This window comes from Paractinoplanes hotanensis (assembly GCF_023717965.1).
Lineage (GTDB): Bacteria > Actinomycetota > Actinomycetes > Mycobacteriales > Micromonosporaceae > Actinoplanes > Actinoplanes polyasparticus.
The window spans coordinates 68288-81642 of record NZ_JAMQOL010000042.1 but is presented as its reverse complement, the minus strand read 5'-3'; the positions used below and the strand labels follow the sequence as shown (position 1 = coordinate 81642).

Below are 13355 nucleotides of genomic sequence, written 5' to 3'. Positions count from 1 at the left end.
TGGTGCTCGTCTCGTGGTGTATCTCCATTGTGCTCTTCCACGAGACGAGCTGCCAACGATTTAGGGGGTGACGCTGCGCACGTGCCTAACGATCGTAGGTCGAAAAAATAACTTGCCTACGAAAGTCTAGGTCCATGAGAGCAGAGCGCCCTCCGGGTCGGTGAGGAAGTCGCCGATGTCCCGCAGGAACCGCGAGCCCAGTTCGCCGTCGATGATCCGGTGATCGAAAGACAGTCCCAAGGTTGTGACCTGGCGCACCTTGATCTTGTCTTTGTGCACCCAGGGCATCGGCCGGATGGCGCCGAAGGCCAGGATCGCCGACTCGCCCGGGGGCAGGATCGGCGTTCCCGTGTCCACCCCGAACACTCCGACATTCGTGATGGAAAGGGTGCCGGCTGCCATGTCGGAAGGCGGCGTCTTCCCGGACTTCGCGACTTGGACCAGTGTGTCGAGCGCCTCAGCCAGCTCCCGCAGGCTGAGCCGTCCGGCGTCCTTGATGTTGGGGACGATGAGGCCCCGTTGGGTGGCTGCCGCGATGCCGAGGTTCACGTACTCCTTGACGACGATCTCGTTGGTCCCGGCCGACCAGGTCGAGTTGACCATCGGGTGGCGCCGGACCGCGAGCAGCACGGCCTTGGCCACCATGAGCAGCGGTGAGATCCGCACGTCGCGGAACTCACGCCGGGACTTCAGCTTCTCGAGCGCCTTCATGGTGCGGGTCACGTCGACCGTGAGGAACTCGGTGACGTGCGGTGCGGTGAAGGCCGAGGCGACCATGTTCTCGGCCGTGAGCTTGCGCACGCCCTTCACGGGGAGGCGCTGCTCGCGGCTCGCGTCGAAGACCGCCGCGGCCGGGGCGGTGGTCTCGGCCGATGCCGCGGCGGGCGCTGCGGTAGCGCCGGCGGCGGCCTGGTGTACGTCGTCCCGGGTGACCGATCCGAGCGGTCCGCTGCCGACGATCGTCGTGAGGTCGACCCCGAGATCCCGGGCCAGCTTGCGTACCGGCGGTTTCGCCAGCACCCGGGCGTGTACCGGTTCCGCTCGCTGCGGAGGCGGCGCCACCACGGACGGCGTCACCACGGGCGTAGGCGGCACGGACGGAGCGACCACGGGCGGAGCCACCACGGGCGGAGCCGCGGCCGCGACCGGAGCACTGCTTCCCGGCGTACCGCTGCGGGGCCGCCTTTTCGCCGTGGTGTTCTTCGGCCCGTAGCCCACCAGCACGGCCGTGCGGCCACCCGGCGCCGGACCACCGATCATGCCTGGCTCGATCGAGCCCTCGGCCGGCGCGATCTCGACCGCGGCCAGCGACTCGGCCGACGGCGCGGGGCCGGGCATGTCGTCGGGCAGCGGACCGGCTGACGGCTGGGTGTCGATCGCCACGATGGGCGCCCCGACCTCGACCGTCGTTCCGGCCTCGACGTAGATCTTGGAGATCACGCCGCCCCACTTGGCGGGGATCTCGACGGCCGCCTTGGCCGTCTCGACCTCGACGATGGGCTGGTTCAGCTCGACCGTGTCGCCCACCTTGACCAGCCAGGTCAGGATCTCGCCCTCGGTGAGACCCTCGCCGAGGTCGGGCAGGTTGAACTCCTTGATCCGCGACATCGGCGTCACCAGCCGAACGAACGGTCGACGGCGTCCAGCACCCGGTCGAGATCCGGGAGGTACTCCTCCTCGACCCGGGCTGCCGGGTAGGGGACGTCGTAGCCCGTGACCCGCAGCACCGGCGCCTCGAGCGAGTAGAAGCACTGCTCCGAGATGCGAGCGGCCAGTTCGGCGCCCAGACCGATGTTGCCGGGCGCCTCGTGCACCACGACGGCCCGGCCGGTCTTGCGGACCGAGGCGTAGATCGTCTCGTAGTCGACCGGCGACAACGAACGCAGGTCGATGACCTCGAGGTTGCGCCCGTCCTCAGCGGCGGCGGTGGCCGCGTCCAGGGCCGTGCGAACCATCGGGCCGTACGCGATCAGGGTCGCGTCGCCACCCTCGCGGGCCACCCGGGCCGCGTGCAGCGGGTCGGCCCCGGACAGGTCGGCGCCGAGCTCGACGTCGCCCTTCTCCCAGTAGCGCCGCTTCGGCTCGAAGAACACGACCGGGTCGTCCGAGGTGATCGCCTGCTGGATCATCGTGTAGGCGTCGGACGGGTTGGAGCAGCTCACGACCTTGAGGCCCGGGGTGTGCGCGAAGTACGCCTCGGGGGACTCGGAGTGGTGCTCGACGGCGCCGATGCCGCCGCCGAAGGGGATGCGGATGACGATCGGCAGCCGCACGTTGCCCTTGGAGCGGTAGAACATCTTGGCGACCTGGGCCACGATCTGGTTGTAGGCCGGGAAGACGAACCCGTCGAACTGGATCTCGCACACCGGGCGATAACCGCGGATGGCCAGGCCGACCGCGGTGCCGATGATGCCGGCCTCGGCCAGCGGGGTGTCGATGACCCGGTCTTCGCCGAAGTCCTTCTGCAGGCCGTCGGTGATCCGGAAGACGCCGCCGAGCTTGCCGACGTCCTCGCCCATGATGACGACCTTGTCGTTCTCCTCGAGGGAGCGGCGCAGGCCGTGGTTGAGGGCCTTGCCCAGGGTAAGTGTCTCCCGTGGGTTTTGCGTCGGTTTTCCGCCGCGGTCAGACTGAGCCATCAGTGGTCGCTCCCCTCGAACGAAGCGTGGTAGTCGGCGAACCGGGCGCGCTGCGCGTCCACCTCGGGCGAGCCGTGCGGATAGACGTGGTCGAACATGGTCACCGGCTGTGGGTCGGGCATGGCGAGCACGCGCTCCCGCAGGTCGAGCGCGAGCGTCTTGGCCGACTCGTCGACCTCTGCGAAGAACTCCTCGCCGGCGAGCTGCTGCTTGGTCAGGAACGCCCTGAGCCGGGAGATCGGGTCCTTGGCCTTCCACGACTCGACCTCGCTGGCGATGCGGTAGCGGGTCGGGTCGTCCGAGCTGGTGTGCGCGCCCATCCGGTAGGTGTAGGCCTCGATCAGCGTCGGGCCCTGGCCGTTGCGCGCGTTGTCGAGCGCCGCCCGGGTGACCGCGTAGCTGGCCAGCACGTCGTTGCCGTCGATGCGGACACCGGGGAAGCCGAAGCCGGCGGCCCGGCGGTAGAGCGGGATGCGGGTCTGCCGCTCGAGGGGCTCGGAGATCGCGTACTGGTTGTTCTGACAGAAGAAGACCATCGGGGCGTTGAAGACGCCGGCCCAGACGAACGCCTCGTTGACCTCGCCCTGGCTGGTCGCGCCGTCGCCGAAGTAGGCGATCACGGCCTCGCCGTCGGGGGTGCCGGTCTTGCCGTCCATGGTCACGCCCATGGCGTAGCCGGTCGCGTGCAGCGTCTGCGAGCCGATCACGATGGTGTAGCCGTTGAAGCGGTGCTCGTTGGCGTCCCAGCCGCCCTGGTCGACGCCGCGGAACAGGCCGAACGGCATGATCGGGTCGATGCCCCGGGTGTAGAGGACTCCGTGCTCGCGATAGGTCGGGAAGGCCATGTCCTGCGGGCGCAGGGCCCGGCCGGAGCCGACCTGGGCCGCCTCCTGACCGAGCAGGCTGGCCCAGATGCCCAGCTCGCCCTGTCGCTGCAGGGCGGTCGCCTCGGCGTCGAGGCGGCGGACGGTCACCAGATCGCGGTAGAGGTCTCGGTATTCCTCGTCGGTGAAGTCGACGGAATAGGTCGTGCCGTCGGCGGTGGTCACGCTCTCGCGGCGTTCACCGTCGGGGGTCAGCAGTTGGACGAAACCGCCTGCCGGGGCGTCTGCCCCGACATCGCTCACGCCGTTTGCCATCCGTGTCTCCCTGTTCATCTCTGCGCCCGCGACGGGTGTTACCCGTCCGCGCGACGGACCGGTGGTCGTCGCGCCTGGCCCGGGTGAGGTTGCCGCGCGACGATTCGGCGCGGGCCTGGACCCCGCCGGGGAGTGACGGCGCCCACCTCGTGCCCCGCTGGGTCGGCGGAAGCGACGGCGGCGGTGCCGTCGCTCCCATCCTGACAGAGAACGTGAGCCTCGTTACAGGCCAGGTCGATCACAGTCGCGAAATTCTCCGGTCATATCGGTGCCCGTATTTGTCCAATTAAGTGGCTTTCGTACGGTCACTACCGTACGAACGACCCCTTTACGCCGCTGCCGATATGCCCATGCGTCGTTCACCCCCATGACCACGGCGGATCGGTGTTGATCATTGCAGCCGGCCGCGCCCGTCGATGCCGACCCGGAAAGGGGGAGCCCGGAGGTGCCGGACGATCACGACGACCTCGTGCCGCCGATGAAGGTGATGCGCAAGCGGCTGAACGGGGTGTACCGGGCCGACACCGGGTTCAACGGGCCCACGCGGCGGTACGTGCTGATCGTGGCGATGCTGGTCGGACTGGCCTCGATGCCGACCCTGGCCGCGATCACCGCGGGCTCCCGCGAGATGTCGGGCGGGCGTACGGACACGATGGACATCCCGTTCCTGCCGCCGCCCTCGTCCGGGCCGGTGCGGCAGTCGCCGCCGTCGCCGTCGTCGTCCGCGGGGCCCCCGGACGAGGGGAACGGTTCGGCCCTCGGCGCATCGCAGAGCGCCGATGCGGCGGTACGGGCCGGGCGGCTGATCGGCAAGGCCGGGAAGCGCGAGCCGGTGACGTCGCCCGGCAGTGCGCCGGCTGGGGGTGCGGCTCATGACGGCGTACGGAACGGGGCCGGGAACTCACGCGCCGACCGGGACCGCACTGGCCGCGACCGGCGTGACCATCACGCCCGCTGGGAACCCAAGCGGCCGAAGCCCGCCGCCCCAGCCAAGCCCGCTGCCCCAGCCAGGCCCGCCGCCCCAGACGAGCCCGCGAAACCGGGTAAACCCGCGAACCCGTCTCGGCCGGCCGTTCCCGGCCTGCCCTCGGTCCCGGGCGAGCCGGACGACGTTGACCAGCTGCCGCCCGCCGAGGGGCGCCGGCCGTCAGTGCCCGGCCTGCCCGACGTGCCGGACGACAACAATCAAGCCGAGGAGCCGAACGACGCCGGGCACGGCGACGAGCCAGGCGACGCTGATCACGGCCACAAAGCCGACGACCCAGATCACGGCGAGAAGCCGAATGATGCCGATCACGGCGATGAGCCGGATGACGCCGATCACGGCGGTAGGTCGGACGGCGCCGATCACGGCGACGAGCCAGGCGACGCTGATCATGCCGACGAGCCGGATGACGCCGATCACGGCGACGAGCCGGATGACGCCGACGGCGGCAAATCGGACGGCGCCGACCGCGGCGACGAGCCAGGCGACGCTGATCATGCCGACGAGCCGGACGACGCCGATCGCGGCGACGAGCCGGCCCACCATCGCCCCGACCGGCAGCAGCGCCGGTGCGAGGAGAGCAAGGACAACCGTCACCGGTCACGCGACCGGTCCGAACACAGCCGGAGGTCAGCTGTGGCCGAACGTCCCCACAACATCCGGGCGACCGTCATCCTCGAACGTAGCTACGCCAACCGGGGCAACCACGCGCAGCGTGTGATCCCGGAGGCGCGCTCGGAGGAGAACCAGAACCGCTCCTACCGGGGCAGCCATCGCGCCGGCAGCATGCACCACGTCGACGACCAGACGCCGGACCAGCAGCGCAGCTCGCGGGTCGGCCGGCACCACGCCGACCACACCGAGGACCTCAGCGGCCGCTGGTGATCAGCTGCCGTCGAGGCGGTGGCGGTTGGCCTCAATCCAGGCGTCGATGGCGTCGGTGTCGTTGGGGTCGACGCCCTCGCTGATGAGCTGGGCCACCGCGGCCGTCGCCGGGCTGCGCTTCTCGCCGGTCGCGTAGAGCCGGGCGAACTCGGGGATCATCTCTTCCACCACCGTGTCGGTCTGCTCGGTGGCCGCCTCTGGCAGGTTGCGCCGGCGCAGCGCGTAGGCCGACCACGCCCGGGTCACCCGGGGCAGCATGGCCGCGTCGTCCATGTCGAGCACGGCGCGCCGGTGCACCCAGTCGAGCAGGAACAACCCCGCCACCGCCGGGCTCCACCGCACCGGGTCGGGGTCGGGCAGGCTCGCCGCGTGGTCGAGGATCAGGCTGAGGCAGAAGTGCAACGACGCCAGCTCGTCGTCGGCGTGCACCCGGTCGAGCCCGAAGCGGGCCGCCTCGGGCGAGGCCAGGAAGTCGCGGACCAGGTCGGTGCTGCTGACCGCGGGCGGTTCGCTCAGGGGCGGCGTGCCGGCCGTGGGCAGCAGAGCCAGCCGTGCGCCGGCCAGTGCCCGGTCGGTGGCCAGGGAGCCCTCGGACGGCAGGTCGGTCAGGCTGTCGGTGATCTCGAGGTGGCGGTCGATCTCGGCCCGCAGCCGGCCCGGATCCTCCTCACGGAACCAGGTCAGCTCGTCGTCGGCGCACATCTGGCGGACCTGCTCGAGGATCCGCTCGGCCGAGGAGCCGACGAAGATGTCCTTCGCGATGCCGATGTTGTGGTCGACGAGCGCGACGACCGCGTGCTCGGGGCCGCCCTCGTCGGTGTCGTCGTAGGCGAAGGTGACCAGATAGGACGTCTGGTCGCCGTACACGTCGCCGTACGCGTAGTAGCCGGTGGGCCGGACCCGCCCGAGCTGGGTCGTCCACGCAGGCGCCTGTGCGCCCGGTCGCACCGCGGCCGCGCCCTCGGCGCCGGGCACGAGCGCCGCGAAGACCTCGCGGATCGTGGTGGCCGAGGCCGAGCGCCGGCGGGTGGTGGCGGCGAGGAAATCGCCGACGAAGGTGCGCAGAGCGGCGCCACGGTCGTCGTGGGCCAAGGAGTAGACGCTGCCGAGCAGCGCGGTGCCGAGCATCTCGGCATCCAGTGCGCAGCCGAGTTTCGCGACGTCGCGGGCCGCGTGCAGGACCGCCTCGTACGGAGTCTGGGGGGCGGGCATGTCGCGAGCCTACCCGGCACGGTGCGTGGCGGGACTACTACGAACGCACGGTGCTCAAAGCTTCACGCGCCTGTGCGTACGCATTCAGCACCTCGCGGACCGGCGCCACCACGTATTCGCGTCCCACCTCGTTCACCGAGGCCCGCAGACGTCGCTCGGCCCTCTTCCGGGCGCGTCGCGCTCCCCACTCCACGGCCGGCCGCATGATCAGCGACAGCAGTACGCCGAGAAGCAGGCCGCCGACCAGCAGCAGGCCGGGCATCGGGACGTCGCCGACCGTCGGATTGTCCAACTCGGGCAGTCCCAGAATCCGGATAACGTAGCCGGCGACGAGCCAGCCCAGCCCGAACACGGCGGCCGCGAGAAGGAGCCAGTGCAGGGCGCCGACGGCCCGCCACCAGAGCGGCGCCTTCTTCAGGCCGAGATCGGTGGTGCCGATGGCGCGGTCGAGCGCGTCCGGCAGGTCGGCCGACCGGGAGCGGGCGGCGTCGGCCAGTGCGGGCTTCCACACCTCGGGCAGCGGCGCCGCCGCCCGGCTGGACACCGCGCGCACGGCCAGGCCGACTGCCGACTTCTGCGCCGCGTCGGCCTCGGGCAGCGAGGTGCGCGGAACGATGTCGGTGGAGACGGCGCCGGTCTCGGCCGGCTCGGTGTCAGCCGATTTGGTGTCGAGGTGCAGGCGGCGCAGCGGGTCGGGACGGAGCCGGCGCAGGCCGCGGGTCAGCGGCCAGCCGGTGGCGGCCGCGGCGCGGTGCCGGTAGGCCGCGGCGGAAGCGTCGGCGACCGCGCCCACCCCGGCCGAGGCGGCCAGCGCGTCGGTCAGCTGACGTACGGTGGCCCGGTCGACCTCGTCCTCGGCCGCGGGTGGCCCGATCATGGCGGTCAGCGGCTCGCTGACCGCGTCGAGGTCGCCGGTGACCCGGCGCAGCGCGGCCTGCCGCTCGGCGACCGTGGTCTCGAGCGATCCGCGGAGCTCGTTGAGCATGCCGGGCTGCTTGGCCGAGGTGGCCAGCACAGGCGCCTCGGCCAGCCCGTCCTCGCTGAGCAACCGCTTCAGGTCTTCGAGCACCAGTTCGGTGTCCTGCGTGGAGAGCCGGTCGGCCTGGTTGAGCACGACGACCGTGACCGCGGCGTGCGAGCGGAACTGAGAGAGATAAGCCTGGTGCAGGATCCGGTCGCCGTACTTCTGCGGGTCGACCACCCAGACGATCAGGTCGACCAGGCCGAGCAGGCGGTCGACCTCGAGCCGGTGGCCGCGCTCGACCGAGTCGAAGTCAGGCAGGTCGAGCAGCACCAGCCCGCGCATGGCGGCCTCGTCGTCGCCGTCGAGCGCGCTCTCGCGCATGAAGCGGTGCCGCGGCAGCACGCCGACCCAGTCGAGCAGCCGGTTGGCCGGCTCGAGCGGGCCCCAGACACACGCGTGGGCGACCCCGGTCGTCGGCCGGCGCACGCCGACCGGCGAGAGCTTGAGCCGGGCCAAGGCGTTGAACAGGCTGGACTTGCCGCTGCCGGTGCTGCCGGCGAGCGCGACGACGGTGTGGTCGCGCGACAGCGAGAGCCGGTTGCCGGCCCGCTCGACCAGCGTGTGGGCGGCCACCAGACTGCTGTCGGGCAGATAGGGGTCGACCAGGCGCAGGAACCGGCCCAGCGCCTCGAGCCGAAGCACCAGCCGCTCGGCGTCCACCCGGTCGTCGCCCGCCATCGCCTCGCGCACCTTCTCGATCAGGCTCACGTCGTGCTTCCCGTCAACGCGAGTTCGGTACGGGCAGTCTCCACGGCCGCCGCGGCCTGGCGCAGCCGGGCCCCGGGTTCCTCGTCGAGGCCGACGGCGGCGAGCCGGTCGGTGAAGCGCGCGGCCTCCTCGTCGAACAGCTTGCCCGTACGCAGCAGGAACTCCTCGCGGGCCTGGGTGGCCAGCGTCCGGATCGCCTGGTCGCCGAAGATCGCCTCGAGCACCTTCTGGGCGGCGACGGCGCTGCCGGCGCCCGCGGCGACCTCGAGCCCGGTGGGGATGAACGCGGTCGAGGTGAACACGGCGATCATCACGGCCAGGCCGGCGCCGTTGACCGCGTAGGCCGCGCCCCGGGCGACCACTCGCTTCTCGGCACCCTCGGCCCGGACCAGGCCGAGCACCCACTGCTGCCAGTCGCGAACGAGTCGGTCGGCCCGCCCCGGCAGGTCGGCCGCGGGGCGCTGCAGCTCGGGTTCGAGCAGGGCGGCGCCGGCCGGGTGGGCCTGCCAGGCCGCGTACGCCTGCTCGGCCGCGTCCGCCGCGATGCCGCGCAGCAGCGTGACCAGCTGCGACTCGAGCGCCACCTGCAGATTGCGGCCGGGCAGCGGGCGGCCGGTGAGCGCCGAGATGAACCGGTCGCGCATCTGGCCGACCTTGCTCTCGAGCGTCTTGAGGAACTCGCCGGTGCCGACGAACTCCTGCCATCGGGCCAGCACCTCGCCGCGCAGCAGGCGGCCGTCGCGCAGCCCCTCGGCCATGGTCTGGCGCCCGTTGCGGTAGGCCGCGGTGACCCGGTCGCCCAGCGCCTTGGCCGCGCGGGCCTGCTCGTCGGCGGCGTCGGCGAGACCGGCGACGGCCGGGCCCAGCGAGGTGATCGCGCCGTCGAGGGTCTGCCGCACCACCGCCGAGCGGGCGTTGCTGTCGGCGGCGAGCCGGCCGAACCAGTCGTGCAGCGGGCCGATGACCTCTTCGCTGATCAGCCCCTGGCCGTCGAGCCTGGTCTCGGGCAGCACGAACAGCGGCGCACCGCCCAGGTCGCGAACGTTCAGCATGTCCTGCAGGTGGGTGGCGACCTCGGCCGCGGCCTCGGCGGGCACCCGGTCGAGCACCAGCGCGATCACCGTGCCGCGGAGCCGGGCCGTGGTCAGCAGTTCCCACGGCACCGCGTCGGCGTAACGGGCGGCGGTGGTGACGAAGAGCCACAGGTCGGCGGCGGCCAGCAGCTGGGCCGCGAGCTTGCGGTTACGGTCGACCACCGAGTCGATGTCGGGCGCGTCGAGGAAGGCCAGGCCGCCGCCGAGGGCCGGGGCCGAGACGATCTGGAGCGCCGTGGCCTCGTTGCTGGGCTCACGGGTGCGCACCAGGCCGGGCAGCAGCTGACCCTGCTGGAACCAGGGCAGGTCGGCCGGGTTGCTGACCAGCACCGGCGAGCGGGTGGTCGGGCGCAGCACGCCGGCCGTGCTGACGGGAGCGCGCACCAGGCTGTTGACCAGGGTCGACTTGCCGGCGCCGGTGGAGCCGCCGACGACGACGAGCAGGGGCGCGTCGAGCCGGGTCAGGCGCGGCACCAGGTAGTCGTCGAGCTGGGTGACCAGGGCCGCGCCGATACGCTGGGCCTCTTCGGCCGAGGGCATGACCAACGGGTACGCCGTCTCGCCGATCGCCACGCGCAGCTGGCCCAGGGCCTCGGCCAGGCGGTCGACGCCGGAGGTGGGCTTGGCCAGTTCGAGGGCGGTCGACGGGGTGGTGGTCCGCGCGTCGGCCTCGCCCAGGTCGGCGGGGCGCTTGTCGGGCGCGGACTCCGCGGGATCCGGTTCCGGATGTGGCTGACGGGGCACGGCGGCTTCCGTACGATCAGTGGGGTCCGCCGCATCGGCGGTCGTCGAGCTGACCTGCTCTTTCTTTCCCGCGGAGCCGTCTTGGGAAACCGTCTCGGGCTCTCGTGTGGCGGCGGGCGCGGCGGACAGGGCCGACGGACCGACCGCGTCACCGTGCGTCGTCACGGCTAAAGAGTGCCCGATCTATGCATGCAGGACAACAGGTGCCGGTATGCCGTGACCGGACAGGTATCTACCGAACTGGTGACGCCGCCGTGAACGACCGTAGTTGCGTCCGTGTGACTCAACTTCGACTTGACGATGTGCGAGCCCGTGGCATCATTGAGTCCGTTGCACTCAACCTTCTCTGAGCAACCCCGAAGCGAGGAAACAACCATGGCACGTGCGGTCGGTATCGACCTCGGCACCACGAACTCCTGCGTCAGCGTTCTGGAAGGAGGCGAGCCCACCGTAATCGCCAACGCGGAGGGCTCCCGGACGACACCGTCCATCGTCGCCTTCGCCCGCAACGGTGAGGTGCTCGTCGGTGAGGTCGCCAAGCGCCAGGCCGTGACCAACCCCGACCGGACCATTCGCTCGGTCAAGCGCGAGGTCGGCACGAACTGGTCGATCGACATCGACGGCAAGAAGTACACCCCGCAGGAGATCTCGGCGCGGGTGCTGATGAAGCTCAAGCGCGACTCCGAGGCCTACCTCGGCGAGACGGTCACGGACGCGGTCATCACCGTCCCGGCCTACTTCAACGACGCGCAGCGGCAGGCCACCAAGGAGGCGGGCGAGATCGCCGGCCTCAACGTCCTGCGGATCGTCAACGAGCCCACCGCCGCCGCTCTGGCGTACGGCCTCGACAAGGGTTCCAAGGAGCAGACCGTCCTGGTCTTCGACCTCGGCGGCGGCACCTTCGACGTGTCCCTGCTCGAGCTCGGCGACGGCGTCATCGAGGTCAAGTCGACCTCCGGTGACAACCACCTCGGTGGCGACGACTGGGACCAGCGGATCATCGACCACCTGGTCAAGACGTTCCGCGGCGAGCACGGCATCGACCTGGGCTCCGACAAGATGGCGCTGCAGCGTCTGCGCGAGGCCGCCGAGAAGGCGAAGATCGAGCTGTCGGCCGCGACGACCACCAGCATCAACCTGCCCTACATCACGGCCGGCCCCGACGGCCCGCTGCACCTCGACATGTCGCTGTCGCGCGCCGAGTTCCAGCGCATGACGCAGGACCTGCTCGACCGCTGCAAGGGCCCGTTCGAGTCGGCCATCAAGGACGCTGACGTCAAGCTGGCCGACGTCGACCACATCATCCTGGTCGGCGGCTCGACCCGTATGCCGGCCGTGGCCGACCTGGTCAAGAGCATCACCGGCAAGGAGCCCAACAAGGGCGTCAACCCGGACGAGGTCGTCGCCGTCGGCGCCGCTCTGCAGGCCGGCGTGCTCAAGGGCGAGGTCAAGGACGTCCTTCTTCTCGATGTGACCCCGCTGTCGCTGGGCATCGAGACCAAGGGCGGCATCATGCACAAGCTGGTCGAGCGCAACACGACCATCCCGGCCCACCGCTCCGAGGTCTACACGACCGCGGAGGACAACCAGCCGTCCGTGCTGATCCAGGTCTTCCAGGGTGAGCGCGAGATGGCCGCGTACAACAAGAAGCTCGGCACCTTCGAGCTCAGCGGCATCGCCCCGGCTCCCCGTGGCGTCCCGCAGATCGAGGTCTCGTTCGACATCGACGCCAACGGCATCGTGCACGTGTCCGCGAAGGACCTGGGCACGGGCAAGGAGCAGAAGATGACGATCACCGGCGGCTCCGCGCTGCCGAAGGACGACATTGAGCGCATGATGCGCGACGCTCAGGACCACGCGGACGAGGACAAGAAGCGCCGCGACGACGCGGAGACCCGCAACCTGGCCGAGCAGCTGCAGTGGCAGACCGAGAAGTTCCTGGCCGAGAGCGGCGACAAGCTGCCCGAGGACAGCAAGAACAAGATCGGCGAGGCGCTGGGCGAGCTTCGGGGCGCGCTGGGCGGCACCGACATCGAGAAGATCAAGGCCGCCCACGAGCGGCTGTCGCAGGTCTCCCAGGAGGCCGGCTCGCAGCTGTACTCGCAGGGTGACCCGGCTCAGGCCGCCGCCGGCGCCGGTCCCGAGGACGCCCCCGGCGCCCCGGGCGCGGGCGGCCCGAGCAGCGCCCCGAACTCCGGTCCGGCCGCGGGCGGCGCTGACGACGTCGTCGACGCCGAAATCGTGGAGGACGACAAGAAGTGACCGCCGCGGACGACGAGAACGACGGTCAGACGACCGAACGGGTCGTCATCCGGGACCGCCGCAAGATTGACACCAAGGCCGAGCCCAAGGCCAGCACGGCCAAGGGCAAGGCCTCGGTCGGCGCCCACCGGGCGGCTGATCCCGAGGAGGAGGCTCCGAAAGTGGAGGAGGAGTCCAAGCCCGCTGACGAGCCCGTTGAGCAGCCCACTCTCGGCGCCGAACTGGAGGCGCTGCGGACCGAGCTCGACGAGCGGACCCACGACCTGCAGCGGGTGACCGCCGAGTACGCCAACTACCGCAAGCGGGTCGACCGTGACCGGGGCGCGGCCGCCGAGCAGACCACCGGCGCGGTGCTGACCGCGCTGCTGCCGGTGCTGGACGACATCGACCGGGCGCGCGAGCACGGCGACCTGGCCGGCCCGTTCGCCTCGGTGGCCGAGTCACTGACCACGGCGACCGGCAAGCTGGGGCTCGTGGCCTTCGGCGAGAAGGGCGACCCGTTCGACCCCAACCGCCACGAGGCGGTGGCTCACCTGACGTCCGCGGACGTCGCCGAGCCGACCTGCGTCGAGGTCATGCGCCGCGGTTACACGCTGGGCGAGCGGCTTCTGCGACCGGCCCTGGTCGCGGTGGCCGACCCGGAGTGATCTCACACGTTCGTCC

Annotated in this window: 11 protein-coding genes; 3 read left to right on the top strand and 8 right to left on the bottom strand. The window is 71.1% G+C overall.

Annotation, left to right across the window (positions count from 1 at the left end; genetic code table 11):
• Positions 1 to 126: 126 nt before the first annotated feature.
• The 5 genes from LXN57_RS29555 to LXN57_RS29535 all read right to left on the bottom strand — a co-directional run bounded on the left by LXN57_RS29555 (position 127) and on the right by LXN57_RS29535 (position 5360).
• Positions 127 to 1617 carry a dihydrolipoamide acetyltransferase family protein gene (locus LXN57_RS29555; RefSeq protein WP_251801480.1) on the bottom strand — a complete coding sequence of 497 codons (1491 nt, stop codon included), beginning with the start codon at positions 1615 to 1617 and terminating at the stop codon, positions 127 to 129.
• Positions 1614 to 2639 (bottom strand): alpha-ketoacid dehydrogenase subunit beta, encoded by a 1026-nt coding sequence (locus tag LXN57_RS29550; RefSeq protein WP_251801479.1) that lies wholly within the window; start codon positions 2637 to 2639, stop codon positions 1614 to 1616. Before LXN57_RS29550 ends, LXN57_RS29555 begins: the two co-directional genes overlap by 4 nt.
• Entirely contained in the window at positions 2639 to 3778 is a 1140-nt protein-coding gene (gene pdhA / locus LXN57_RS29545) for a pyruvate dehydrogenase (acetyl-transferring) E1 component subunit alpha (RefSeq protein ID WP_251801478.1), read from the bottom strand. Before pdhA ends, LXN57_RS29550 begins: the two co-directional genes overlap by 1 nt.
• 456 nt (positions 3779 to 4234) lie before the next feature.
• Entirely contained in the window at positions 4235 to 4591 is a 357-nt protein-coding gene (locus LXN57_RS29540) for a hypothetical protein (protein WP_251801477.1), read from the bottom strand.
• A gap of 334 nt (positions 4592 to 4925) precedes the next feature.
• On the bottom strand, positions 4926 to 5360 hold the full coding sequence (locus tag LXN57_RS29535) for a hypothetical protein (protein ID WP_251801476.1): 435 nt from the start codon (positions 5358 to 5360) through the stop codon (positions 4926 to 4928).
• Positions 5361 to 5399: 39 nt separating this feature from the next.
• On the opposite strand from LXN57_RS29535, the gene LXN57_RS29530 reads away from it, so the two are divergent.
• A complete protein-coding gene (locus LXN57_RS29530) occupies positions 5400 to 5648 on the top strand; it encodes a hypothetical protein (RefSeq protein ID WP_251801475.1) in 249 nt (82 codons plus the stop codon).
• On the opposite strand, the gene LXN57_RS29525 is transcribed toward LXN57_RS29530, so the two are convergent.
• From LXN57_RS29525 to LXN57_RS29515, 3 genes are read right to left on the bottom strand one after another with little or no spacing between them, the layout of a single operon-like run.
• Positions 5649 to 6860 (bottom strand): hypothetical protein, encoded by a 1212-nt coding sequence (locus tag LXN57_RS29525; protein ID WP_251801474.1) that lies wholly within the window; start codon positions 6858 to 6860, stop codon positions 5649 to 5651.
• A 37-nt stretch (positions 6861 to 6897) separates the two neighbouring features.
• Complete coding sequence (locus tag LXN57_RS29520) at positions 6898 to 8562, bottom strand: GTPase (RefSeq protein ID WP_251801558.1); 1665 nt, start codon at positions 8560 to 8562, stop codon at positions 6898 to 6900.
• Positions 8563 to 8588: 26 nt separating this feature from the next.
• Positions 8589 to 10595 carry an ABC transporter gene (locus LXN57_RS29515; protein ID WP_438872927.1) on the bottom strand — a complete coding sequence of 669 codons (2007 nt, stop codon included), beginning with the start codon at positions 10593 to 10595 and terminating at the stop codon, positions 8589 to 8591.
• Between the two features lie 210 nt (positions 10596 to 10805).
• Between LXN57_RS29515 and dnaK the strand changes: the two genes are divergently transcribed.
• Both dnaK and grpE read left to right on the top strand, forming a co-directional pair.
• Entirely contained in the window at positions 10806 to 12692 is a 1887-nt protein-coding gene (dnaK, locus tag LXN57_RS29510) for a molecular chaperone DnaK (protein ID WP_251801473.1), read from the top strand.
• Complete coding sequence (gene grpE, locus LXN57_RS29505) at positions 12689 to 13339, top strand: nucleotide exchange factor GrpE (protein WP_251801472.1); 651 nt, start codon at positions 12689 to 12691, stop codon at positions 13337 to 13339. The genes dnaK and grpE overlap by 4 nt, the downstream gene beginning before the upstream one ends.
• The last annotated feature ends 16 nt before the right edge of the window (positions 13340 to 13355 follow it).